The following is a 23,273-nucleotide window of genomic DNA, read 5'->3' as shown; positions in this document are numbered from 1 at the left end:
CGCGGCGGCCTGAGGTCACCCTGCCGACGGCGCGTGGTGGCCGAAGGGCAGGTCGTCGGCGTACCCCAGCGCGGCGAGGACCGACGGCAGCATCGCCTTCGCCGTGCGCTTGTAGCCGTGGGTGCTGGGGTGGAAGCGGTCGAGGCTGAACATCTCGTCGGGGTTGGTGATGAAGAACGGCCCGACGACGTGCGCCAGCGAGACCGCACGCGCGCCGTGGCTCAGCGCGGCCTCGCGCTGCGCGGCGGCCAGCTGGCGTGAGGCCCGCGACCCCAGTGCCCGCAACGGCTGGGGCACCGGACGCAGCGCACCGAGGTCGGGACACGTGCCCACCACGACCTCGGCGCCGAGCTCCTGCAGGGCGCCGATCGCCTCCGTGAGGTGCCGGATCGAGTCGGCCGTCGGGATCCGGTGGGTCACGTCGTTGCCGCCGACGACGATGACGGCGACGTCCGGCCTGTACGTCGCCTGCAACCCCTCGATCTGCTCGGCCAGCACGCTCGACTCGGAGCCCACGACGGCGGCCGTCCGCAGCCGCACGGCCCGGCCGGTGCGCTTCGCGACGCGCCGCGCCAGGCCGCCGCCGAGGGTGTGCTTGGGATGGTCGGCCCCCAGGCCCGCGGCGATGGAGTCACCCAGCACCACGAGCTCGACGGGGTTGCCGTAGCGCTTCTTGTAGGTCTTGTCCGCGCTCGGCGCGACGTGCCCGAGCGGGTCGCCGATCCGGCTCCGGGCGACCGCCGCCTGTCGGCTCAGCATCTCCCGGGCGCCGTACGCCGAAGCGCCGGAGATCCCGCCCAGCACTCCTGCTGCCACTCCCAGTCGTGCCCACACCTTCGCGTCCATGGGCGCTTTCAACCACACCCATCGGAACCGCGGGCCAACAGGAGGTGGCCGGAGTCAGACGGCCGAGGGGAAGGGCGCCCGCAGGGCGTCACCGCCCGACGCGTGCGCCGGCACCGGCGGCGCGACATAGGGGCCCGGCTTGGGCCTCGGGCCACCGCCCGGCAGCGCGAGTCGCAGGATCTTGCGCTGCACCGACCACCACTGCTGGAGGAACGGCCCCGTGTTGTAGGGCAGCTCGTAGGCCTCGCAGATCTCCTTGACCCGCGGCGCGATCTCCTTGTAGCGCGAGGAGGGCATGTCGGGGAACAGGTGGTGCTCGACCTGGAAGCTGAGGTTGCCGCTCATCAGGTGGAACAGGTCGCTGCCCTCGATGTTGGCCGCTCCGATGAGCTGGCGGAGGTACCACGCACCCTGCGACTCGTCCTCGGCCTCGGACTTGGTGAAGACGTAGGCCTGGTCGGGGAAGTGACCGCAGTAGATGATCGCGTTGGTCCAGACGTTGCGCGCCACGTTGGCGGTGAAGTTGGCCGCCAGGGTGCGCTTCCAGCCGCGCCCGCTCAGCAGCGGGAAGGCGATGTAGTCCTTGAACACCTGCCGACCGGCCTTGCGGCCGATGGCACGCACCTCGTCGTGGAGCTGCTCCTTGGACTTGCGCCCCTTCTGACCGCGGGGAAGTCGAGGTCGTAGATCGCGATGCCCCACTCGAAGAACATCGCGAGCAGCACGTTGTACGCCGGCTGGGCGAGGTAAGCAGGCTTCCACCGCTGGCGGTGGTCGATGCGGATCGTGTCGTAGCCGACGTCGCGGTCCTTGCCCAGGACGTTGGTGTAGGTGTGGTGCACGAAGTTGTGGGAGTGCTTCCACGCGCTCGAGGGCGTGACGTTGTCCCAGTCCCAGGTCGAGGAGTGGATCTTGGGGTCGTTCATCCAGTCCCACTGGCCGTGCAGGATGTTGTGGCCCAGCTCCATGTTCTCGAGGATCTTCGCCACCGAGAGGCCCGCGGTGCCCGCGACCAGCATCGGGGTGAAGCGGGAGTTCATCAGCGCGATCCGCGACAGCGCCGCCAGGCGTCGGTGCACCTTGACGAGGCGCCGGATGTAGGCGGCGTCGGTGGCGCCCAGCTCGGCGAACACCTCGTCGTGGATGGCCTGCAGCTCGCGGCCCAGCTCCTCCACCTGCTCGGGCGTGAGCCGGTTGAGCGGATGGTTCGGGTCCTCCATCGTGCCTTGCTTGTCGGCAGCGACCGGGGTGGGATTCATCGTTGACTCCTCGCGTTGGTTCCCTTGATGACCACGTGGCCCTCGTCCAGCTCGATGGGACCTTCGGGTGCGTTGATGCAGGTGCGGATCGACTCGCCGGGGATGCCGCTCACCTCGCCGGTGCGGAGGTCGCGCACGCGACCGTGGATCAACGTGCACTTGCACGTGTGGCACACGCCCATGCGGCAGCCGTGGGGCAGTGTGCCGCCGGCCTGCTCCCCCGCCTCGAGGATGGAGGTGCGGCCGTCGCTCGTGGCCTCGAAGTCGGTCACCCGGAACCGGATGACGCCTCCCTCCCCGGCGGCCACCGTCGCGTCCCCGCCGATGACCGGCTGGAACCGCTCGAGGTGGAGCAGGTCGCGGTCGCCGTGCTCGTCCCAGTGGGCGACGAAGGTGTCGATGAGCTCGCCCGGGCCGGACAGGAACGTCGTCCGCTCGCGCCAGTCGGGGCACAGCCGATCCAGGTCGTCGGGCGCCAGGCGGTCGTGGTCGCGGCGGTAGTGGGTCACCAAGGTGTAGCCCGGCTCCCGCTCGTCCGCGGCCGTCAGGGCGCGGCCGAAGATGAAGTCGTCCTCGTCGTGGCAGCAGTGCACGTGCACCACGTCGCCCAGCCCGTCGCGCGCCGCCAGTCCCCGCAGGAGGCTCCACACCGGGGTGATCCCGCTGCCGGCGGTGATCATCAGCAGCTTGGCGGGCACCGGCTCCGGGACCGCGAAGCTCCCCTCCGCGTCACCCAGGAAGACGATCTCGCCGGGCTGGCACAGCTCGGTGAACCACGGGGACACCGCGCCCTCGTCGACGTGCTTGACGGTGATCGAGAGCAGCCCGTCGGGGTGGTCCGGGTCCGAGGTCAGTGTGTAGGCGCGCCAGTGCCGGATGCCGTCGATCTCGACGCCCACACGCAGGTACTGCCCGGAGCGGTGCCCGCGCCAGGGAGCGGAGGGCCGGATGGCGATGGTGCTGCAGCTGGGCGTCTCGGGGGTGATCGAGACGACGTGCCCGCGCAGCTCGCGCATCGACCACCGGGGGTTGAGCAGCTCGAGGTAGTCGTCGGGCACCAGCGGTGTGGTCAGCGTGCGCCCCACCTTGACGAGCGTCCTCCGCACCTGGGAGATCTGGGGTCTGGCTGCGCGTTCCACCACGGACTGAGCCTTTCCGACAGGGCCTCGCGGCCCGGGCGTTGCCCACACGTGAGGTGGGCCACACCCGACAACGAGGACCGGCAGGGTGGGTTACGCCGGCGTAACCATGGCGGTTGAGCGCGAATACTCACTCGCCGGGCTGCCGGACGGGTGCACGCTGTGCAGATGAACGCCTCGATCGACAGCGCAGGCCCCAGCCCCATCCCCGAGGAACGCGCCGCCTGGCTGCGCCGTGAGCTCGACGACTGGCAGCGCGCTGGCCTCGTCGATGCCGCGCAGGCGGCGGCGATCGGCTCCCGTTACCGCGGCGTCGAGGCTCACCGCCGCGTCTCGCTCGGCCGGATCCTCCTCGTCCTCGGCGCCGCGTTCGTCGGGGTCGGGCTGATCTGGCTGGTGGCCGCCAACCTCGACCAGCTGCCGCCCCTGCTGCGCTTCGCCGCCGTCGCCGCGATCTGGCTGGCCCTGATGGCGGGGGCCGAGCTGTCGCGGGCGGCAGGCGCCGTACGAGGAGCCCTGCGCCTGATGGCGTCGCTGGCCTTCGGCGCTGTGATCTTCCAGGCGGCGCAGTCCCTCCAGGTGCCCGCCTTCTCGCCCGCGCTGATCGGACTGTGGGCGGCCGGCGCTCTCGCCCACGCCTACGGGTTCCGGGCGCTGATGCCGCTCGTGGTCGGTGTCGTCACCGGGGTCGGCTGGTGGATCGCGCAGCCGCTCTGGGACGACGGCAGCGTCGCCGGTGCGGTCGTCGGGTTCGGTACGGCGGGGGTCGCCGCGATCTCACTGGCCGTCATCCACGACCGCGGGCTCACCCGCTTCGGCCAGGTGTGGCGCTCGGTCGGCGCCCTGCTCGGGATGGTCAGCCTGTTCATCGCCGCCGTGCCCTACACGAACACCGACGCCTTCGAGTGGGACGGTTGGCTGGTCGCCTCGCTGGTCGTCGCCACGGTGGCCGCCGCCGCAGCGCTGGTCGTCGCACGGGGCCGGGCCCGCCTCGAACCCGTCGTCGCCGTCGGGGTGCTCGCCGTCGCCGCCCTGATGGTCCGCTGGGACACCGGCACCGACACCTCGCAGGTCGACCTCGCCGACTGGGCCCATGCGGCCGTGGGCGTGGTCGCCTTCGTCGCCCTCGCGGTGGCACTCGTCGCGATCGGCACGCTGCGCGACAACCCCGTGCTGACCGCGCTCGCGATGGTCGGGCTGGTCGCCTTCACGACCTTCCAGAGCTTCGCGGTGTTCGCCGCGATCGTGCAGGGGGCCTGGCTGTTCCTCGTGCTCGGCCTGATCTTCCTCGCGACCGGCTTCCTCTTCGACCGCGCCAGGCGCGAGATCGCGGCCTCGCTCGAGGACCATGCGGACACCGACCAGGAAGGAGCGGGACGATGAACAGGCTCGTCACCCTCGCGGCCGTGGTGGTCGCCCAGGCAGCACTCGTGGGCGTCGCGGTGGCACCCCAGCTCTCGGCCCGGGCCACCGGCGACACCTATCAGCTGCGGGTCGCCCCGCTCGATCCGATCGACCCGTTCCGCGGGGCCTACGTCACGCTCGACTACCCCGACCTCCAGCACGACCGGGGTTCCCTCAGCGACGGCGGACCGCTCTACATCACCCTGGTCGACGAGAGCGGTGTCATGGTCGCCGACGAGTTCCTGCGCGAGCGGCCCTCGGGCGAGCAGCCCTACCTCGCCTGCGACGACCGGGACTGGAGCGTCGAGTGCGGGATCGACAGCTTCTTCCTGCCGCAGGACGAGGCCGCGGCCATGGAGGACATGCTGCGCGACGGAGCGATCGCCGAGGTGAAGATCGACGGGCGCGGACACGCCGCGCTCATCGACGTACGCGCTCCCGAGTGAGGCGTCAGGCGAGGGTGATCAGCCGCCGGCGACGGCGGGGATGACCGAGATCTGGGTGCCGTCGGGCGTCGCGGTCTCCAGGTTGTCCAGGAAGCGCACGTCGTCGTTGCCGACGTAGACGTTGACGAACCGGCGCAGGTTGCCCGCGTCGTCGAGGACACGACCCTTGATGCCGGCGTAGTTGGCGTCGAGGTCGTCGAGCACGGCAGCCAGGGTCGCGCCGCTGGCGCTCACCTCGGACTCACCGTTGGTGTAGGTGCGCAGGATGGTCGGGATGCGGACCGAGACGCTCATGGAAGTTCCTTAGACGAGGTTGGCGGCAGTGAAAGCAGAGTAGGTCGGCTCGATGGTCGCGGCGGCGCCCACCTGGTCGGAGATGGCATCGAGCGTCTTGAGGCCGTGGCCGGTGTTGATGACCACCGTCTCGAGGGAGGTGTCGAGCTGGCCCGTCTCGACGAGCTTCTTCAGGACGCCGACGGTCGTGCCACCGGCGGTCTCGGTGAAGATGCCCTCGGTGCGGGCAAGCAGGACGATGCCCTCGCGGACCTCGTCGTCGGTGATGTCCTCGACGGCACCACCGGTGCGGCGGCAGACGTCGAGGACGTAGATGCCGTCGGCGGGGTTGCCGATCGCGAGGCTCTTGGCGATCGTGTCGGGCTTCACCGGTCGGATCGCGTCGGTGTTGGCCTTGTAGGCGACGCTGACCGGCGAGCAGCCGGTCGCCTGCGCGCCGAAGACCTTGTAGGGCTTGTCCTCGACGAGGCCGAGCTTGATCAGCTCCTGGAACGACTTGTCGACCTTCGTCAGCTGGGAGCCGGAGGCGACCGGGATGACGATCTGGTCGGGCAGGCGCCAGCCGAGCTGCTCGGCGATCTCGTAGCCCAGCGTCTTGGAGCCCTCGGCGTAGAACGGGCGGACGTTGACGTTGACGAACGCCCAGCCCTCCTCCTCGCCGGCGATCTCGGAGGCGAGCTTGTTGACGTCGTCGTAGTTGCCGTTCACGGCGACCAGCCGGTCGGTGAAGATGGCCGAGTTGACCTGCTTGGGCTGCTCGAGGTTGCTCGGGATGAAGACCACGGTCTTGATCCCGGCCCGAGCACCGGCCGCGGCGACCGCGTTGGCGAGGTTGCCGGTCGAGGGGCAGGCGAAGACCTTGGCGTCGAGCTCGCGGGCAGCGCTGAGCGCGCAGGCGACGACGCGGTCCTTGAAGGAGTTGGTGGGGTTGGTCGAGTCGTCCTTGACCCACAGGTTGTCGATGCCGAGCTCGCGACCCAGGTTGTGGGCCTTCAGGAGGCGGGTGAAGCCGGGCTCCATGTTGGGGCTCTGCTCGATGTCGCTGGGCACGGGCAGCAGGGCCTTGTAGCGCCAGATGTTGGCGGGGCCGGCGGCGATCTCCTCGCGCGTCACGACCGGGAAGTCGTAGGCCACCTCGAGCGGGCCGAAGCACTCCGGGCACGCGTAGTGCGGGCCGAGCTCGACCTCGTGGCTGCACTCGCGACAGACGAGCACACGGGCATGACCGAAGGCACCCTCTCGAAGCGTCTTCGCGGGCGCGTTCTCTGCAACAACAGACATGTCGAAATCCTCCTTCTCATCTACCCCGGCGCGACTTTCGCTCCGGGACGGAATTGGCACCGTTTCCGCGACTTCCCGCAGAGCGAGAAGGAGGTTCGTGGCGGTTGCCGGGACTTCGTCGGGCCGTTCCCTCAGTCCCTCGTGATGAGGGCTCTAGGTTAGACAGGCCGTCTCAGCATGTGCACATCGAGTCCACATGCTGGCACGCACCTGTCTCACCAGGACGTCTGGTCGCACGCCGAGGACGGTGACTCGACCTGGAGCGTGGCGTGCTCGACGCCGTACTCCTCCCGCAGCAGCACGCGCGCGGTCGCGAGCACCTCGCCCACCTGCCCCTCGGCGGCCAGCAGGTGTGCGGTGGCGACGTGCATGCCGGAGGTGAGGGTCCAGACGTGGAGGTCGTGGACGCCCTCGACCCCGGGCACGCCGAGGAGCGACGTCTCGAGGGCCGCGGGCGACAACCCGGCCGGCGCGTGCTGACCGAGGACGGCGAGGACCTCGCGGCCGAGCAGCAGGGCGCGTACGGCGACGAACGCCGCGATCGCCAGCGCGACGACCGTGTCCCACCAGCCGTCGCCGGTCCGTGCGACGAGCACCCCGGCCACGATGACGCCGACCGAGCCGACGGTGTCGGCGACCACCTCGAGGTAGGCGCCCTTGACGTTGAGGCTCTCGGCCGCTCCCCCGCGCAGGAGGAGCAGCGCGACCACGTTGACGACGAGGCCGAGCGCACCGACGAGCAGCATCGGGCCCGCGTCGACGTCGGGAGCGTCGCCGAGGCGACGCAGCGCCTCGAGCGTGACGTAGGCCGCGGCGGCCAGCATGAGCAGCACGGTCAGGCCGGAGGCGAAGACCTCGGCGCGGTAGGAGCCGAACGTCCGCATGCCCGTGCGGTCGGCCCGGGTGGCGATCCGGGTCGCGACCAGCGCCGAGGAGAGCGCGACGACGTCGGCTGCCATGTGGCCGGCGTCCGAGAGCAGCGCCAGCGACTGCGCCAGCCAGCCGACGACGAGCTCGACGACGAAGAACGAGCCGACCAGTGCGCACGCGACCGCGAGGCGCCAGCGGTGCCGCGCTCCCGGGTGCGAGGGCGGGTGTCCGTGTCCGTGACCGGCGCCCATGGGTCAGCCTCGTGCGTCGGCGGTGAGCTGGCGCAGCAGGTCGAGCACTCCGTCGGGGCCCGGCACGATCACGTCGGCGAGCGGCAGCAGCGCCGACTGCTCGTCCGAGGCGGCGCAGACCAGCAGCGTCGCCAGCCCCTGCTCGCGCAGCTCGGCGACCGCCTCGAAGGCCTCGATGTCACCGAGGTCGTCACCGGCGAACACGAAGCCGCCGGCGGCCTGCTCCTTCACCAGCGTCTGCACGGCATGGCCCTTGTGCTGCCCGTCGGAGCGGACCTCGATCACGTTGCGCCCGGGCTCGACGATCAGGCCATGGGCGTGCGCGAGCTCCGACATCGGCTCCAGCAGTCGCGAGAACGCCTCGTTGGCGTCCGGCAGCCGTCGGGTGTGTACGGCGACCGCCAGCCCCTTCTCCTCGACGAAGGCCTCGCTCGCGCCACTGCGCCGCAGCAACGCGGGGAGCTCGCGTTCGAAGGTGGACAGGCCGTGCGGGGGGCGCGGTGAGATGACCCGCCGCTGCGTGGACGACCAGCGCTCGTTGCCGTACTGCCCGAAGACGAACAGCTCCTTGCCGTGGTCGCCGATCGCGTCGCCGACCTCGTCCAGGCCACCGAGGGCCAGGACCTGCCGGGCGGGCCGACCGGTGACGACCGCGACGGCTCGCACCAGGTCGCTGAGGTCGATGAGCACCTGGGGCGCGTCGGCGTGGATCAGCGCCTGGGTGGGGTCCTCGACGATCGGCGAGAGGACACCGTCGAAGTCGAGTCCGACGACGACCTCATCGACGCGCGCCACGACCTCGGCGTAGCGCTGGCTGGCTCGTGCGGAGGTGAACTCCATGTGGAAAGCCAACCACGCGGACGTTATCGGCGGTCGAGGAGGCGCCCCGGCGCCGTCACGAAACCGCGTCGGCGGTGAGGATGATCGTCAGGCGGTCCATCTTCATCGGCTCGACCGCCGGCTGGGTGCGACCGACGCCGAGGTCGAGCGCGAGCTGCTTGGCGGCGGCCTTGAGGCGCTCGGGGTAGTAGACCGTGGTGGTCGGGATGGAGCCGACCCAGTTGTCCTCGCCCACGACCTGCCAGCCGACCTGTGTGGCCTTGGCCGCGGTCGAGGCGGCCAGGCCCTGGATGCCGGAGTTGTTGAAGACCTCGACGTAGACCTCGCCGCGCTTGAGCGTGGGCTTCGGCTTGGGCTTCTTCGTCGGCTCCACCACCGTCGGCTCGACGGTCGGGGTGGAGGTCGCCGCGGCCGGGGTGACCTTGCGCTCGACGAGGTCGGCGTCGCGGGTGGCGACGAAGGCGAAGCCGGCCATCGCGACGGCGATGATGCTGAGCATCACCAGCGGGGACGGGAAGGCGACGCCGCGCTCGGAGCGCGATCGGCGGGTGCGCGACATGTTCATGGGTGCCTCACTGGGGGAAGTAGGCGCGGACAAGGCGTGGATCAGACTTCGAAGCCGAGACGGCGCGCGGACCGCTGACGCTGGCGCGAGGCGCGCAGCCGGCGAAGGCGGCGCACGAGCAGCGGGTCGGCCTCGAGGGCCTCGGGACGGTCGATGAGGGCGTTGAGGACCTGGTAGTAGCGGGTCGAGCCCATGTCGAACTTCTCGCGGACCGCCTGCTCCTTGGCGCCGGCGAACTTCCACCAGTGGCGCTCGAACTCGAGGATGTCGCGGTCGCGCTGGCTCAGACCGGGTGTGCCGTCACCCTCGTGAGCGACGAATGCGTTCGCGGCGTCCATTTCAAACTCCTGAGTCGGCGTCCCTGTGGGCCCCACTGTAGGCGACGAACAACACCCATGTCATTCGCTTGCGGCGAGTCGCGTTGGAAGGACCACTCGCGGGGCTGTACGGCGATGGGGGCCGCTAGGGTGGATCCGTGACCACACAAGGCCAGCCCGACCACCTGGCCGACCTCGTGATCGTGGCCAACCGGCTCCCCGTCGACCGGGTGACGCTGCCCGACGGCAGCGCCGGCTGGCGTCGCTCGCCGGGCGGCCTGGTGTCCGCCCTCGAGCCCGTCATGCGAGCCAACGACGGCGCGTGGATCGGCTGGCCCGGCTCGACCGACGACCTCGACCTCGAGCCCTTCGTCGAGGACGGCCTCCAGCTCGTACCGGTCCACCTGACCGCGGACGAGGTCGAGGAGTTCTACGAGGGCTTCGCCAACGGCACCCTGTGGCCGCTCTACCACGACCTCGTGGCCAAGCCGGAGTTCCACCGCGAGTGGTGGGACTCCTACGTCCAGGTCAACCAGCGCTTCGCCGAGCGCGCCGCGGAGATCGCCGCCAAGGGCGCCACGGTGTGGGTGCAGGACTACCAGCTCCAGCTGGTGCCGCAGATGCTGCGCGAGCTGCGACCCGACCTGCGCATCGGCTTCTACCTCCACATCCCGTTCCCGCCCGCCGAGCTGTTCAGCCAGCTGCCGTGGCGCCGCCAGATCCTCGAGGGCATGCTCGGCGCCGACCTGATCGGCTTCCAGCTCGCCGGCGGCGCCGCCAACTTCGTCCGTCTGGTCCGCGGGCGGGTCGGCCACAAGACGCACCGCGACCTCGTCTACCTCCCCGACGGCCGCACCGTGAAGGCGGCCGCCTTCCCCATCTCCATCGACGCCGCCGGCTTCATCGAGCTCGCCCACACCGAGGCGGTCCAGCAGCGAGCCACCGAGATCCGCACCGCGCTCGGCAACCCGCGCAAGGTCTTCCTCGGCATCGACCGCCTCGACTACACCAAGGGCATCTACGCCCGGCTGCGCGCCTTCTCCGAGCTGATCGCCGAGGGCCTCCTCGACGTCGAGGACGCCGTCTTCGTGCAGGTCGCCACGCCGTCTCGCGAGCGGGTCGAGCAATATCGCATCATCCGCGACGACATCGACCGGCTGGTCGGGCGGATCAACGGCGACCTCGGCCGCATCGGACGACCCGCCATCTCCTACCTCCACTCGTCCTACCCGCGTGAGGAGATGGCCGCCCTCTACCGCGCCGCCGACATCATGGTCGTCACGCCCTACCGCGACGGCATGAACCTCGTCGCCAAGGAGTACGTCGCCTGCCGCTACGACGACGACGGAGCGCTGGTGCTCTCCGAGTTCGCCGGAGCCGCCGACGAGCTCCGGCAGGCCTACCTCGTCAACCCCTACGACATCAACGGCATGAAGGCCGCGCTGATGGAGGCGTTCCACGCCGAGCCGAAGGAGACGACTCGCCGGATGCGGGCGATGCGCAAGCAGGTCGTCGACAACGACGTCACCGCGTGGGCCAACAACTTCCTCGCGGCGCTGGCCGACACCCGCCCCGACCACGACAAGACGGTCCGTCCCGCTCGTCGGCGCTGAGCGCCGTACGCCCTCAGCCGCCGTGGGCGGCCGTCTGCTCGGCCATGATCGCGGTGATCTCCTCGGCCAGGGCGGGCCCGACCGTGCCCCAGTGGCGGCCGTAGCCGTAGACGTCGCGCAGCGGGCGTGAGGACAGCAGGCCGTCGATCAGGTCGATGTCGTCGGCGGTGATCAGCGCGGGGTGCGCGACCCCGACGGCCTCGGAGACCTTGAGCAGGTCGCGGCGCAGGGTCTTGACGTAGTTGGCGGCACGCGCCGACTTCAGCGTCGGGTCGAGCCCGTGCATCAGCCACGGCCGCTGGGTGGCGACGCCGGTCGGGCACTCGTCGGTGTGGCACTTCTGCGCCTGGATGCAGCCGATGGCGAGCATCGCCTCGCGACCGACGTTGACCATGTCGCAGCCGAGCGCGAAGGCGACCAGCGCATTGTCGGGCAGGCCGAGCTTGCCGGCCCCGATGAAGGTGATGTCGTCGGTCAGGCCGGCCTCGGCGAAGCGCTTGTAGACCTTCGAGAAGCCCACCCGGAACGGGAAGGCCACCGAGTCGGCGAAGACCAGCGGTGCCGCGCCGGTGCCGCCCTCGCCGCCGTCGATGTTGACGAAGTCGACCATCCGCTCGGAGGACATCGCCGCGATCAGGTCGTCCCAGAAGTCCATGTTGCCGACGGCGCTCTTGATCCCGACCGGCAGACCGGTCGCCTGCGCCACGGTCTCGACGAAGTCGAGCAGCGAGTCCACGTCGTTGAACATCGCGTGCCGGCTCGGGGAGGCGCAGTCCACGCCGGCCTGGATGCCCCGGATCTCCGCGATCTCGTCGGTGACCTTGACGCCCGGCAGCATCCCGCCGAGACCGGGCTTGGCGCCCTGCGACAGCTTGATCTCGATCATCCGCACCGGCGCTCCGGCGCACAGCGCGACCAGGCGGTCGAGGTCGAAGACCCCGTCCTCGTCGCGACAGCCGAAGTACGACGTACCGATCTGGAAGACCAGGTCGCCGCCTTCACGGTGGTACGGCGACAGCGCGCCCTCCCCCGTGTTCTGCAGGCAGCCCGCGAGCTCGGCCCCACGGTTGAGCGCCGTGATCGCGTTGCTGCTCAGCGAGCCGTAGCTCATGCCGGAGATGTTCACGACCGACTGCGGCCGGAAGGCCTTGGCCCTCCCGCGCGCCAGGCCGACGACCTTGGCGCAGGGCAGCGGGGTCTCCTCGCCGGAGTGGGCGCTGGTCGAGGGCGCGACGTCGGCGAAGGTGCGCTGCTTGATGATCGGGTAGCCGACGTGGCCCTCGATGTCGTTGTCGGTGCCGAAGCCGAAGTAGTTGTTCTGCAGCTTGGAGCTGGCATAGACCCAGCGCCGCTGGTCGCGGCTGAAGGGGCGCTCCTCGTCGTTGCCCGCCACGATGTACTGCCGCAGCTCGGGGCCGATCCGCTCCAGCGCGAAGCGCGCGTGGCCCAGGACCGGGAAGTTGCGGGTGATGGCGTGCTGCTTCTGGCGCAGGTCGTGAGCGGCGAGCGCACCGACAGCGGCCGCCCCGAGGGCGGCGAGCGTCTTCTTCATGGGTCGTGTCTAGTCCTGCGTCCGACCTCCAAGCAACCTGCTCGGCCCGAGTCGGGCGGGCGTATCTTCAGGCACATGGATCTCCTGCCTCCCAAGCCTGCTCAAGTGGTCTCGGCTGCCAGCAACGTCGCCCACAAGGTGTTCTACGGCGGACTGGCGGACCTGAGGCCGATGCCGCGCACGCTGATCGACGACGGGGAGCTGCGCGAGGTCTACCACTACCGGCCGGCCGCGGGAGTCGTCGAGACGGGCGATCCGGTCCTGCTGGTGACGCCGCTGGCCGCGCCCGCCATCTGCTTCGACCTGCGCCGCGGTTGCTCGCTCGTCGAGCACCTCGTCACCGAGGGGCGCCGGACCTACCTCGTGGAGTACGGCGAGGTGTCGTTCAAGAACCGCAACCTCGGCATGGAGCACTGGGTCGACGAGGTGCTGCCCGAGGCGATCAAGGCTGTCTCCGAGCACGCCGGCGGACGCCCGGTGCACGTGATCGGCTGGAGCCTCGGCGGCATCTTCGCGCTGCTGACCGCGGCCGACCAGCCCGCGCTGCCGATCGCCTCGCTCACGGTCGTCGGTTCGCCGGTCGACGTGAAGAAGGTGCCGCTGATGGCGCCGGTGCGGCCCCTGCTCAACCTCAACTTCATGGAGGGCAACGGCCTCGTCACCCGCGGCTACCAAGCGATGGGCGGCATCCCGAAGCCGCTCGTCAACTGGGCTTTCACGGCCGCCTCCGCGCAGAAGGTCATCACCAAGCCGCTCGCCCTGCTGACCAACCTCGACGACGCCGACTTCCTCGCGCAGATCGAGGCGGTGGACCGCTTCTCGGCCAACATGATCGCCTACCCGGGCCGCACCTTCGGCCAGCTCTACCACCGGATGGTCAAGGGCAACGCGCTCGCCAGGGGCTCGATGCCCTTCGGCGACCGGACGATCGAGCTCTCCTCGATCACGGCGCCGGTGCTGGTGTTCGGCGGCGCGACCGACGGCATCGCACCGGTCAAGGCGGTCAAGCCCGTTGTCGCGCTCCTCACCGGATCGGTCGACGTCCGCTTCGAGATCGTCCCCGGTGGCCACCTCGGGATGCTCACCGGCCGAGCCGCCCGGGGCACCACGTGGCGGGTGCTGGACGAGTGGATCGAGCAGTGGTCCACCCCGACCCGGAAGGCCCCCGCGAGCAAGAAGGCCGCCACCGCGAAGAAGAAGAAGACGGCCGACCCTGACGCGATCGGGGCCAACCCCCACCGTCGCTACGGGTCCGCCGGCTCGCGCTCGCTCGGTCGCTGACCGCCGCCGTGAGTGCTCTGCAGGGCCTGGTCGAGCGCGGGCTGATGGCGCCCGACTGGGCGGCGGCACTGGCGCCGGTGGACGACAGGATCGCGGTGCTCGGGCAGTTCCTGCGGGCCGAGATCGCCGCCGGGCGGGACTACCTCCCGGCCGGGGACCACGTGATGCGGGCCTTCGCGCGGCCACTGGGCGACGTACGCGTGCTGATCGTCGGGCAGGACCCCTATCCGACCCCGGGACACCCGATCGGGCTGTCGTTCGCGGTCGCGCCGGACGTGCGACCGGTGCCGCGGTCGCTGGCCAACATCTATGCCGAGCTCAGCTCGGACCTCGGCCTGGCGCCGGTCGCCCACGGCGACCTGTCGGCCTGGGCCGACCAGGGCGTGATGCTGCTCAACCGGGTGCTCACGGTCGCCCCGGGTGCCGCGGCGTCGCACCGCGGCCGCGGCTGGGAGGCCGTCACCGAGTGCGCGATCACCGCCCTCGCCGAGCGCGGAGGGCCGTGCGCGGCGATCCTCTGGGGCCGCGACGCGCAGTCCCTCAAGCCGATGCTCGGCCCGATACCGTGGGTCGAGTCGGCCCACCCCTCCCCGCTCTCGGCGTCGCGCGGCTTCTTCGGATCCCGGCCGTTCTCCCGCGTGAACAAGCTGCTCGCCGACCAGGGCGCGCCCCCGGTCGACTGGTCGCTCCCACCGGCGGCCCCCTCTCCTCCCCTCCCCCCGGTAGTTGAGTGAGAACTTGTCGGCTGACGGCCAGATCTCCACAAAGTCGCACTCAACTACCGCCCGCAGATGGCCGACCTTGAGAATAGTCCGGGATTCAACTATTCTCGTGGCATGACCGACCGAATGCCTGCCCTCTACATCGGCCACGGCGCGCCGCCACTGCTCGACGACCCGGTGTGGTCGGGACAGCTGGCGACGTTGGCCAAGGACCTACCGAGGCCCAAGGCGATCCTGATCGTCAGCGCCCACTGGGAGTCGGCGCCGGTCAGCCTGACCGCGAACTACGCACCGTTGGTCTACGACTTCGGCGGTTTCGCGCCGAAGTACTACCAGATGACCTACGAGACCCCCGACGCCTCCGCGCTCGCGCAACGGGTCGCCGCGATGATGCCGAAGGACGAGCCCGTCCACCAGCACACCAGCCGCGGCCTCGACCACGGCGCATGGGTGCCGCTCAAGATCATGTATCCCCGGGCCGACATCCCGGTGCTGCAGATGTCGCTGCCCACCTCCGACCCGGTCAAGCTGATGAAGCTCGGCGAGCGGCTCAAGCCGCTGCGCGACGAGGGTGTGCTGATCATCGGGTCCGGCTTCCTCACCCACGGACTGCCGTTCCTCAAGGACTGGAGCATCAACGCCAAGGCCCCGGGCTGGTCCCAGGACTTCGACGCCTGGGCGGGTGAGGCGCTGGCCCGTGGCGATGTCGACGCGCTGGCCAACTACACCGCCAGTGCCCCCGGCATGCCCTACGCGCACCCGACCGTCGAGCACTACATCCCGCTGTTCGTCACGCTGGGCGCGGCGACCACCCCCGACGAGCCGGGGATCCAGGTCATCGACGGGTTCTGGATGGGGTTGTCGAAGAGGTCGTTGCAAGTCGCGTGAGGTTTCGTGACGGCGCTGGCGCGCCTCCTCAACCGCCGAAGGGAAGTCGCCGCATGATCTTCAGCGAGATCCGGGTCTGCTTGGCGTAGGCGGCGTAGTCCTGCCCGGGCTGCGGGCCCATGACCTGCTTCTTGAGCACCCCGATGTTCTGGCAGTCGGTGTACTTCAGCAGCCCCTGGTCGCCGTGCCGCCCGCCGACGCCGGACTGCTTCACCCCGCCCGACGGCGTGCCCTTGGACGCATAGGCCGTCGCGAGGATGTCGTTGATGTTGACGTTGCCCGACTGGATGCGGCGTGCGACTGCCATCGCGGCGTCGAGGTCGGTCCCCCACACCGACGCGTTGAGGCCGTAGTCGGTGTCGTTGGCGAGCCGGATCGCGTCCTCGATGTCGGAGTAGCGGTGCAGAGCGACCACCGGGCCGAAGGTCTCGCACGAGCCGGTCAGCATGTCGGCGGTGACGCCCTCGAGGATCGTCGGCGCGAAGAAGGCGGGGCCGATGTCGGGCAGCGGGTGGCCGCCCGTCAGCACGGTCGCGCCCTTGGCCACCGCGTCGTCGACGTGGGAGCGCACGCGCTCCAGGTGGTCGACGGAGACGAGCGAGCCGAGCTCGGGCGTGTAGTCGTAGGTCGCGCCGATCACCAGCGACTCGGTCGCCTCCACGAAGCGCGCGCGGAAGGCGTCGTACAACGAGTCGTGGATGTACATCCGCTCGATGTGCATGCAGATCTGGCCGGTGTTGCCGAAGGCGGCGAACAGGGACGCCTTGACCACGTCGTCGAGGTCGGCGTCGGGCAGCACGATCATCGGGTTCTTGCCGCCGAGCTCGAGGCAGCAGCCGATCAGGTTGCGCCCGGCGCGCTCGCCGACGACCCGTCCGGTGGCGGTCGAGCCGGTGAACATGACGTAGTTGGCGTTGTCGATCAGCGTCGGCCCGACGTCGGCGCCCTCGCCGCACACGACCTGCACGAGGCCGGCGGGCAGCCCGGCCTGCTCGAGCAGCTCGACGCCGTACAGGCCGGAGAGAGCTGTCTTGTTGTCGGGCTTGACCACGACGCCGTTGCCGGCGATGAGCGCGGGGATCGCATCGGAGATGGCGGTGGCGAAGGGGAAGTTCCAGGGCGCGATGATGCCGACGACGCCCTTGGGCTGGCGGATCTCCGTCGACCCGGAGATGACCGGCACCGGCCCCGGCCGCGACTTGTCGGCGAGCAGCTTGGGCGCGCGGCGGAGGTAGTGGGCGGTCACCATCGGGATGTCGCAGGTCTCCTCGACGGCCATCCGGCGGTTCTTGCCCGACTCGGCCTGGATCACGTCGGCGAGCCGCTCCTGCGCGTCGATCACGAGCGAGTGGAACTTCTTGAACACCTTGAGCCGCTTGCGCAACGGCCACTGCGACCACTCGGCCTGTACGGCGCGGGCCCGGCCGAACGCCGCCGCGATGTCCTCCGGCGTCGACTGCGGGAGCTCGACGAGCAGCTCGCCGGTGTAGACCTCGGTGAGCTTCCAGGTGCCGCCGCTGGTGGACGGCACGCGCGCCACGAGGCCCTGCAGGAAGTCGTCGGTCAGCGAAGCGGGACGCATGGGATCAGTCCTTCTGGAGGATCAGCTCGGCGCACTTCTCGCCGATCATGATCGAGGGTGCGTTGGTGTTGCCGCGGATGATCGTCGGCATGATGCTGGCGTCGGCGACGCGGAGGCCGTCGATGCCGCGCACCTTGAGCTCGGGGTCGACCACCGCGCGCTCGTCGACGCCCATCCGGCAGGACCCGACGGGGTGGTAGACGGTGGTCGCGCGGTTGCGGATCTCGTCGGTGAGCCGGTCACCGGAGTAGGCCGGGCCGGGCTCGTACTCGCCCTTCACGTGACGGGCGATCGAGGGGTGGCTCATCGTCTCGCGGATCATGTCGAGGCCCTCGCGGAGCACGGCCAGGTCGTCGGGCTCGGCGAGGAACTGCGGGTCGATCAGCGGCGCGACCATGGGGTCGGCGCTCGCCAGCCGCAGCGTGCCGCGCGACTTCGGCTGGATCAGCGTCGAGAAGACCGACCACGACGGGCGCTGGTCGGACTTCATCCGCACCGGCGCGTCCTGGTTGGGAGCCGGATAGCTCCAGGGCAGCGCGAGCAGCTGCATGTCCGGGAGCCCGGCCGGCGCGTGCGACGTACTCACGAACGCACCCGACTCGAAGACCGAGTGGGCCATGAAGGTGCGCCCTTTCTGGAGCCGCTCCTTGACGATGCCCTTGCCGAAGTAGAAGGCGTTGCCCTTGTTGGGCGAGTTGTCGACGTGCCAGGTCGTCGGCACGAAGAGGTGGTCGTGGAGGTTGTCGCCGACGGGCAGGTCGGCGTGCACGGTGATCCCGAACTGGCCGAGGTGGTCGGGGTGGCCGATCCCGGAGAGCTGGAGGAGGTGCGGCGAGCCGTAGGCACCGGCACTGACGATGACCTCCTTGGTGGCGCGGATCGTGCGCCGGGCGCCGCCCTCGATCACCTCCACGCCGGTCGCGCGGCCGCCCTCGATGACGACGCGGGCGGCGGTCGCACCGGTCGTGACGCTGAGGCCGGGCGAGGTGTTCTCGGTGACGTAGGCCCTGCTGGCGGAGAAGCGCACACCGTTGCTGGTGTTCTCCTGGATGACGTGCATGCCGGACTGCTCGGCGCCGTTGTAGTCCGGCGTCTGGTCGACACCGAGCGCCTCTCGCCCGGCGGTCACGAACGCCTTCGCCGCGTCGGTGATGTGGTGGTTCTCGATCACCTGCACCGGTCCGCCAGAGCCGCGGTAGTCGCTGGCCCCACCCTCCCAGTTCTCGAGCTTCTTGTACGTCGCCAGCACGTCGTCGTAGGACCAGCCCTTGTTGCCCTCGTCGGCCCAGGAGTCGAAGTCGGCACGGTTGCCGCGGACGAAGATCATCCCGTTGACCGAGGACGAGCCGCCCATCAGGCGACCGCGCGTAGCGGGCACCTTGCGGTTGTTCAAGTTGGCTTGAGGGACGTGGTAGAAACCCCAGTCGAACTTCGCCTTCAGCTTCGGCTCCGCGTGGATCATCGCGATCATGCCGGGCGTCTTGAACATCATCGACGTGTCCGGACCACCCGCCTCGAGCAGCACCACGCTGTGACCGGCGTCCGCGAGCCGCCCCGCGACCGCGCACCCGGCGCTGCCCGCCCCCACCACGACGTAGTCGGCCTCGCTGACCTGCGGCTGGGACTTGGCCATGTCGGATCCACCTTCACTACGGGCACTGGCTGGGCGTGCGTCAACCGAAACTGTAACTCGTTCTAGTTTCGCCGGGAAGGGGTCCGGCGGTTGAGGAGGCGCGCCAGCGCCGTCACGAAACCCCGGCCTAACCTGTGCCCGTGAAGATCTTGTCGATCCAGTCCTCGGTCGCCTACGGCCACGTCGGCAACTCCGCCGCCGTCTTCCCGCTCCAGCGGCTGGGCCACGAGGTCTGGCCGGTGTCGACCGTGGTCTTCTCCAACCACACGGGGTACGGCGCCTGGCGCGGCCCGCTGCTCGCGCCGGACGACGTCGCGGCGGTGGTCACGGGGATCGCCGAGCGCGGCGTGCTCGGCTCGTGCGACGCGGTCCTCTCCGGCTACCAGGGCGGTGCCGGGATCGCGTCCGTGATCCTGGACGCGGTCGAGCAGGTCAAGGCGGCGAACCCCGCGGCGACGTACACCTGTGATCCGGTGATGGGCAACGCGACGTCCGGCTGCTTCGTGGACCCGGCGATCCCGCCGATCATCCGTGAGCTCGTCGTGCCGCGGGCGGACATCATCACGCCCAACCAGTTCGAGCTCGGGTTCCTCACCGACACCTCGCCGGTGTCGCTGGCCTCGACGCTGGAGTCGGCGGACCTCGCACTGGCGATGGGGCCCTCGACCGTGCTCGTCACGTCGGTCCTCTTCACCGAGGGCTCCATCGGGATGCTGGCCGTGGACGGCGACGGCGCGTGGCTGGTCGAGACCCCACGGCTGCCGATGAAGGCCAACGGCTCCGGCGACATCACCGCCGCCCTCTTCACCGCCCACCTGCACGAGACCGGGTCGGCTGCCTCCGCCCTGGCCCGCACGGCGTCGTCCGTCTTCGCGGTGCTCAAGGCCACGCTCGAGTCGGGCGAGCGCGAGCTGCGCCTGATCGCCGCACAGGACGCGATCGCGCACCCGGAGTGCGAGTTCGAGGTCCGGCAGGTGCGGTGAGGATTCAGTAGGACTTGCCCTCTGCGTAGCGCTGACGACGCGAGGCTCGTCCTCTGCCCCGGTTGCGCGCCTTGAAGGTGGGGAGCTGAGAATCGCAATTGGGGCAGATGAGTCTCAGGTTCTCGCGATGGTTGTTCTCTGAGTCGCCGTCGATGTGATCGAGGACGAATCGCAGCTCGAGGTTGTTCCACTCGGTGCCGGCCGCGCAGATGGCGCAGCGGCCGCCCTGGTCAGCCAGGAGGTAGGTCCGGATGTAGTGGCGGATCCCCGATGCCGGCGTACCGATCCCGGTGGCGAGCCAGCGAGCGACGTTCTGGGATCGCTCCATCGCGCGCTGGCAGCGATTGCTGCAGAAGACCTTCTGGTGTCGCTTCGTCAGCTCGACACCGCATCCGAGACATGTCATGCCGGGAAGGTACGGCGGCGCACCGACATCGAGCCGCGTGAGAGATTCGAACTCTCGCAACCCAATTTACAAGATTGGTGCTCTACCCCTGAGCTAACGCGGCGGCGCTGCAAGCAGCGGCGCAATCCTAGTCGGAGCGGCTGCGAGACTTGACCCATGACCCTGCTCCACCAACCCCACCACGACGGCTCGCCGACCTACGTCGACGACGAGGCGCCCCGGCTCGGAGACACCGTCACGGTGCGGATGTGCAGCCACGTCGAGGACCCGATCGAGGGTGTCTGGCTGCGCACGACGTACGACGCGGAGCCGGTCTACGTGCCGGCGACGCGCACCACCGAGGGCGAGGCCGTGTGGTGGGAGTGCGCGCTGCTCGTGCACAACCCGGTGACGCACTACCGCTTCCTGATCGCGCGCCCGGACGGGCAGGAGTGGCTGGCGGGCAACGGCCTGGTGGACATCGATGCGCCCGACGCGGCGGACTTCAAGCTCACGTCCTACGCCCCCGCCCCGGACTGGGCCCGCGACGGCGTCGTCTACCAGATCTTCCCCGACCGCTTCGCCCGCTCGGCGGCCGCCGACGAGCGCCCGACGCCCGCCTGGGCGGTCCCGGCGGCCTGGGACGACACCGTCGTCTTCGAGGGCTCGGATCCGCGCACCCCGGTGCAGTTCTTCGGCGGCGACCTCGACGGCATCACCAACCACCTCGACCACGTCGAGCGGGTGGGCGCCGACATCGTCTACACGACTCCGGTCTTCCCCGGCGAGAGCAACCACCGCTACAACGCCACCACGTTCAGCGAGGTCGATCCGTTGCTGGGCGGCGACGCGGCGTACGAACGACTCAGCAGCGCGGTGCACGCGCGCGGCTGGCGCATCCTCGGCGACCTGACGACCAACCACACGGGCGACACGCACGAGTGGTTCCGCTCGGCGCAGGCCGACCCGGAGTCGGCGACCCGGACCTACTACTACTTCGAGGACGACGGTTCCTACGCCAACTGGATGGGCCACGGCACGCTGCCGAAGGTCAACCACGGTGATCCCGACCTGCGCGCGGCGATGGTCGAGGGGCCCGACTCGATCGTCGGGCGCTGGCTGCAGCCGCCCTTCGACGTCGACGGCTGGCGCATCGACGTCGCCAACATGACCGGACGCCTCGGCGCGCTCGATGTCGCTCACGAGGTCGCCCGCGCCGTACGCCGCACGGCGGACTCGCTCCGCGAGGACCCGCTCGTCATCGGCGAGCACAACCACGACGCGTCAGGCGACGTCGACGGTGACGGCTGGCACGGCACCATGAACTACTCCGGCTTCTCGTGGCCGGTGTGGTCGTGGCTGCGGTCCCCGGACACGCCCGCGCGAGCGTTCGGGCGACCTGTCCAGGTCGCCCGGCGGTCTGGGCCGGCCGTCGTGGACACGTTCCGCGCCTGGCAGGGCGCCCTCGGCTGGCAGGCCACGACCGCGAGCTGGAACATCCTCGGCTCCCACGACTCCGCCCGCATCCGCACGATGGTCGGCTCGCCCTCGCTGCACCGCGTGGCGGCCGGGCTGCAGTTCACGATGCCCGGCGTGCCGATGCTCTTCGCCGGCGACGAGCTCGGCCTGGAGGGCGTCAACGGTGAGGACTCGCGTCGCCCGATGCCGTGGTCGTCCTCGTCGTCGTGGGACCGGGCAACCCTCGACGTCTATGCATCGCTCGCGCGCGTGCGCCGCAGTCGCGCCGCCCTCCGCCGCGGCGGACAGCGATGGGCGTACGTCGACGACGACACCATCGCGTTCGTGCGCGAGCACTCCGACGGATCCGTTCTGGTCGTCGCGCGGCGCGCGGCGGGCCCGGCGTTCTCTCTCCCGCTGACGCTCGGTAGGCATCTGCTGGGGACAGAACCCGGAGATCTCGGTGCGGATGGATCTACGGTCCCCGAGGCCGCCGGCGCCCGCTTGGACATCTGGGCGATCGACTAGTCGCGCGTGGGCCAGACGGGGCTGCCATCGGTCCACACGACGCCCTTGTTGCGGCACAGGCAGAAGGGGTGACCGACCGGGTCGGTGTAGACGCGGAAGCCGTAGCCGTCGGGATCCGTGCTGTCCCGCTGCACGGTCGCGCCGAGGGCCAGGACACGGCGCTGCTCGGCCTCGATGTCGTCGACCTCGAAGTCGAGGTGGAACTGCTTGGGGTGCTCATTGTCGGGCCACTGCGGCGCGCGGTAGACCTCCACCTGGATGAAGGCCAGCTCGATCTCGGCGAGCTGAATGCCGGCCCAGTGCTCGTTGCTGCCAGCCTTGACCGGGAGGCCCGTCACCTCGGAGTAGAACGCCGCCAACTTCATCGTGTCGGGGCAGTCGATGATGAAATCGGTGAGTCTCAGCACCCGGCGATCCTAGCTGTCACGACTCGCGCGTCGCGCTCGTCAAGCAGGTGTCACCCCGCCCCAACGAAGGTCACGACCATGAAGACCATGACCTGACGCCAGCTCGGCGGCCCCTGCAGCCTCGAGCACCGCGGCGAGAGTCGACGACGTCATCAAGGCCCAGGACAGAGGTTGCCTCGGTGGTCGGGGCGGCCCGAAAACTTTCTGAGATTCTTTTCCCCAGACCCCCGGAATCGGCTGTTTTCGGGCTCTGGTTGTCGGTGGTCCCCTTGGATTTTCGTATGGCGACCACGACCCACAGCAGCACCGACACCCTGCCGGAGACCCCGGCGCAGGTGCTGGTCGCGCTGCGGGCCGAACAGGACCAGCGCCACGCCTCCGAGATCCGCTCGATGCAGCTTGCAGCCCACTGGGTCGCGCTGCACCCCGTGCTCGATGCGTCTGATCCGGGCGCCGTGCTTCCAGTCCCCGAAGACACTCGCCGGCGACGGGTCACCGGCCATCGACGAGTTCACCATTCCCGATGTCGCGACCATGCTCGGCCAGACCTGCGATGCGGTCGGGTCCTACCTCACCGACGTGATCGAGCTCCGCTACCGACTCCCGCAACTGTGGGCCGGCGTGCTGGCCGGTGATGTCACCCCGTGGCGGGCACGACGGATCGCTCAGACCACCGTCGGACTCACCCCCGAAGCAGCAACGTTCGTGGACCAGCAAACCGCATGGTGC

General features: G+C 70.1%; 23 protein-coding genes, 1 tRNA gene, 1 pseudogene and 1 riboswitch. Of the genes and pseudogenes, 9 read left to right on the top strand and 16 right to left on the bottom strand.

Annotated elements, in window-relative coordinates; translation table 11 throughout:
- Positions 1 to 15 precede the first annotated feature (15 nt).
- From CF8_RS02940 to CF8_RS02930, 4 genes are read right to left on the bottom strand one after another with little or no spacing between them, the layout of a single operon-like run.
- Positions 16 to 846, bottom strand: coding sequence for an SGNH/GDSL hydrolase family protein (locus CF8_RS02940; RefSeq protein WP_010831651.1), 831 nt, complete (start codon positions 844 to 846; stop codon positions 16 to 18).
- A 54-nt stretch (positions 847 to 900) separates the two neighbouring features.
- Positions 901 to 1,437, bottom strand: coding sequence for a fatty acid desaturase family protein (locus tag CF8_RS22905; RefSeq protein ID WP_010831650.1), 537 nt, complete (start codon positions 1,435 to 1,437; stop codon positions 901 to 903).
- Positions 1,404 to 2,105: a fatty acid desaturase family protein gene (locus tag CF8_RS22900; protein WP_232211565.1), complete on the bottom strand. Its 702-nt coding sequence runs from the start codon at positions 2,103 to 2,105 to the stop codon at positions 1,404 to 1,406. The genes CF8_RS22905 and CF8_RS22900 overlap by 34 nt, the downstream gene beginning before the upstream one ends.
- Entirely contained in the window at positions 2,102 to 3,247 is a 1,146-nt protein-coding gene (locus tag CF8_RS02930; RefSeq protein WP_010831648.1) for a ferredoxin reductase, read from the bottom strand. Before CF8_RS02930 ends, CF8_RS22900 begins: the two co-directional genes overlap by 4 nt.
- A gap of 165 nt (positions 3,248 to 3,412) precedes the next feature.
- On the opposite strand from CF8_RS02930, the gene CF8_RS02925 reads away from it, so the two are divergent.
- Positions 3,413 to 4,627 (top strand): DUF2157 domain-containing protein, encoded by a 1,215-nt coding sequence (locus CF8_RS02925; protein WP_156887130.1) that lies wholly within the window; start codon positions 3,413 to 3,415, stop codon positions 4,625 to 4,627.
- Positions 4,624 to 5,094, top strand: a complete 471-nt coding sequence (locus CF8_RS20620; RefSeq protein WP_010831646.1) for a GDYXXLXY domain-containing protein — start codon at positions 4,624 to 4,626, stop codon at positions 5,092 to 5,094. The genes CF8_RS02925 and CF8_RS20620 overlap by 4 nt, the downstream gene beginning before the upstream one ends.
- A gap of 18 nt (positions 5,095 to 5,112) precedes the next feature.
- Here CF8_RS20620 and CF8_RS02915 read toward each other — a convergent pair whose 3' ends face one another.
- The 6 genes from CF8_RS02915 to CF8_RS02890 form a co-directional block, all read right to left on the bottom strand.
- The gene (locus tag CF8_RS02915) at positions 5,113 to 5,388 is read right to left on the bottom strand and encodes a MoaD/ThiS family protein (protein ID WP_010831645.1); all 276 of its coding nucleotides are present in this window, start codon (positions 5,386 to 5,388) and stop codon (positions 5,113 to 5,115) included.
- Positions 5,389 to 5,397: 9 nt separating this feature from the next.
- Entirely contained in the window at positions 5,398 to 6,669 is a 1,272-nt protein-coding gene (gene thrC / locus CF8_RS02910; protein ID WP_036490042.1) for a threonine synthase, read from the bottom strand.
- Between the two features lie 13 nt (positions 6,670 to 6,682).
- Positions 6,683 to 6,820: riboswitch (SAM riboswitch) on the bottom strand.
- A gap of 64 nt (positions 6,821 to 6,884) precedes the next feature.
- Positions 6,885 to 7,790 (bottom strand): cation diffusion facilitator family transporter, encoded by a 906-nt coding sequence (locus CF8_RS02905; RefSeq protein WP_010831642.1) that lies wholly within the window; start codon positions 7,788 to 7,790, stop codon positions 6,885 to 6,887.
- 3 nt (positions 7,791 to 7,793) lie between these two features.
- Positions 7,794 to 8,630 carry a trehalose-phosphatase gene (otsB, locus tag CF8_RS02900; RefSeq protein WP_010831641.1) on the bottom strand — a complete coding sequence of 279 codons (837 nt, stop codon included), beginning with the start codon at positions 8,628 to 8,630 and terminating at the stop codon, positions 7,794 to 7,796.
- 55 nt (positions 8,631 to 8,685) lie between these two features.
- Positions 8,686 to 9,189, bottom strand: a complete 504-nt coding sequence (locus CF8_RS02895; RefSeq protein WP_036492033.1) for a LytR C-terminal domain-containing protein — start codon at positions 9,187 to 9,189, stop codon at positions 8,686 to 8,688.
- A gap of 47 nt (positions 9,190 to 9,236) precedes the next feature.
- The gene (locus tag CF8_RS02890; RefSeq protein ID WP_010831639.1) at positions 9,237 to 9,533 is read right to left on the bottom strand and encodes a DUF3263 domain-containing protein; all 297 of its coding nucleotides are present in this window, start codon (positions 9,531 to 9,533) and stop codon (positions 9,237 to 9,239) included.
- A 137-nt stretch (positions 9,534 to 9,670) separates the two neighbouring features.
- Here CF8_RS02890 and CF8_RS02885 point away from each other — a divergent pair, with 137 nt between their 5' ends.
- Positions 9,671 to 11,125 carry an alpha,alpha-trehalose-phosphate synthase (UDP-forming) gene (locus CF8_RS02885; protein WP_010831638.1) on the top strand — a complete coding sequence of 485 codons (1,455 nt, stop codon included), beginning with the start codon at positions 9,671 to 9,673 and terminating at the stop codon, positions 11,123 to 11,125.
- A gap of 13 nt (positions 11,126 to 11,138) precedes the next feature.
- Here the strand turns inward: CF8_RS02885 and CF8_RS02880 are convergent, their stop codons facing one another.
- Positions 11,139 to 12,677, bottom strand: a complete 1,539-nt coding sequence (locus CF8_RS02880; RefSeq protein ID WP_010831637.1) for an FMN-binding glutamate synthase family protein — start codon at positions 12,675 to 12,677, stop codon at positions 11,139 to 11,141.
- Between the two features lie 75 nt (positions 12,678 to 12,752).
- Here CF8_RS02880 and CF8_RS02875 point away from each other — a divergent pair, with 75 nt between their 5' ends.
- The 3 genes from CF8_RS02875 (at position 12,753) to CF8_RS02865 (ending at position 15,568) form a co-directional block, all read left to right on the top strand.
- Positions 12,753 to 13,958: an alpha/beta fold hydrolase gene (locus CF8_RS02875; RefSeq protein ID WP_036490040.1), complete on the top strand. Its 1,206-nt coding sequence runs from the start codon at positions 12,753 to 12,755 to the stop codon at positions 13,956 to 13,958.
- A gap of 44 nt (positions 13,959 to 14,002) precedes the next feature.
- Complete coding sequence (locus CF8_RS02870) at positions 14,003 to 14,692, top strand: uracil-DNA glycosylase (RefSeq protein ID WP_051204351.1); 690 nt, start codon at positions 14,003 to 14,005, stop codon at positions 14,690 to 14,692.
- Positions 14,693 to 14,794: 102 nt separating this feature from the next.
- A complete protein-coding gene (locus CF8_RS02865) occupies positions 14,795 to 15,568 on the top strand; it encodes a dioxygenase family protein (RefSeq protein ID WP_010831634.1) in 774 nt (257 codons plus the stop codon).
- A 28-nt stretch (positions 15,569 to 15,596) separates the two neighbouring features.
- On the opposite strand, the gene CF8_RS02860 is transcribed toward CF8_RS02865, so the two are convergent.
- A complete protein-coding gene (locus CF8_RS02860; RefSeq protein ID WP_010831633.1) occupies positions 15,597 to 17,150 on the bottom strand; it encodes a succinic semialdehyde dehydrogenase in 1,554 nt (517 codons plus the stop codon).
- A 4-nt stretch (positions 17,151 to 17,154) separates the two neighbouring features.
- On the bottom strand, positions 17,155 to 18,783 hold the full coding sequence (locus CF8_RS02855; RefSeq protein ID WP_010831632.1) for a GMC family oxidoreductase: 1,629 nt from the start codon (positions 18,781 to 18,783) through the stop codon (positions 17,155 to 17,157).
- Positions 18,784 to 18,923: 140 nt separating this feature from the next.
- On the opposite strand from CF8_RS02855, the gene pdxY reads away from it, so the two are divergent.
- Positions 18,924 to 19,766 carry a pyridoxal kinase PdxY gene (gene pdxY / locus CF8_RS02850; RefSeq protein WP_010831631.1) on the top strand — a complete coding sequence of 281 codons (843 nt, stop codon included), beginning with the start codon at positions 18,924 to 18,926 and terminating at the stop codon, positions 19,764 to 19,766.
- A 4-nt stretch (positions 19,767 to 19,770) separates the two neighbouring features.
- Here pdxY and CF8_RS02845 read toward each other — a convergent pair whose 3' ends face one another.
- Both CF8_RS02845 and CF8_RS02840 read right to left on the bottom strand, forming a co-directional pair.
- The gene (locus tag CF8_RS02845; protein ID WP_010831630.1) at positions 19,771 to 20,172 is read right to left on the bottom strand and encodes an HNH endonuclease signature motif containing protein; all 402 of its coding nucleotides are present in this window, start codon (positions 20,170 to 20,172) and stop codon (positions 19,771 to 19,773) included.
- Positions 20,173 to 20,203: 31 nt separating this feature from the next.
- Positions 20,204 to 20,275: transfer RNA gene (locus tag CF8_RS02840), tRNA-Thr, on the bottom strand.
- Positions 20,276 to 20,328: 53 nt separating this feature from the next.
- On the opposite strand from CF8_RS02840, the gene CF8_RS02835 reads away from it, so the two are divergent.
- Positions 20,329 to 22,137: a glycoside hydrolase family 13 protein gene (locus CF8_RS02835; protein WP_010831629.1), complete on the top strand. Its 1,809-nt coding sequence runs from the start codon at positions 20,329 to 20,331 to the stop codon at positions 22,135 to 22,137.
- Here CF8_RS02835 and CF8_RS02830 read toward each other — a convergent pair.
- Entirely contained in the window at positions 22,134 to 22,544 is a 411-nt protein-coding gene (locus CF8_RS02830) for a VOC family protein (RefSeq protein ID WP_010831628.1), read from the bottom strand. The genes CF8_RS02835 and CF8_RS02830 overlap by 4 nt on opposite strands.
- 435 nt (positions 22,545 to 22,979) lie before the next feature.
- Here CF8_RS02830 and CF8_RS22260 point away from each other — a divergent pair.
- Positions 22,980 to 23,273, top strand: a pseudogene (locus CF8_RS22260) (hypothetical protein); the annotation flags it as partial.

It is taken from the genome of Nocardioides sp. CF8, assembly GCF_000389985.1.
Lineage (GTDB): Bacteria > Actinomycetota > Actinomycetes > Propionibacteriales > Nocardioidaceae > Nocardioides > Nocardioides allogilvus.
The sequence above is the reverse complement of the archived record's forward strand: the minus strand, read 5'-3'. Positions and strand labels throughout refer to the sequence as shown.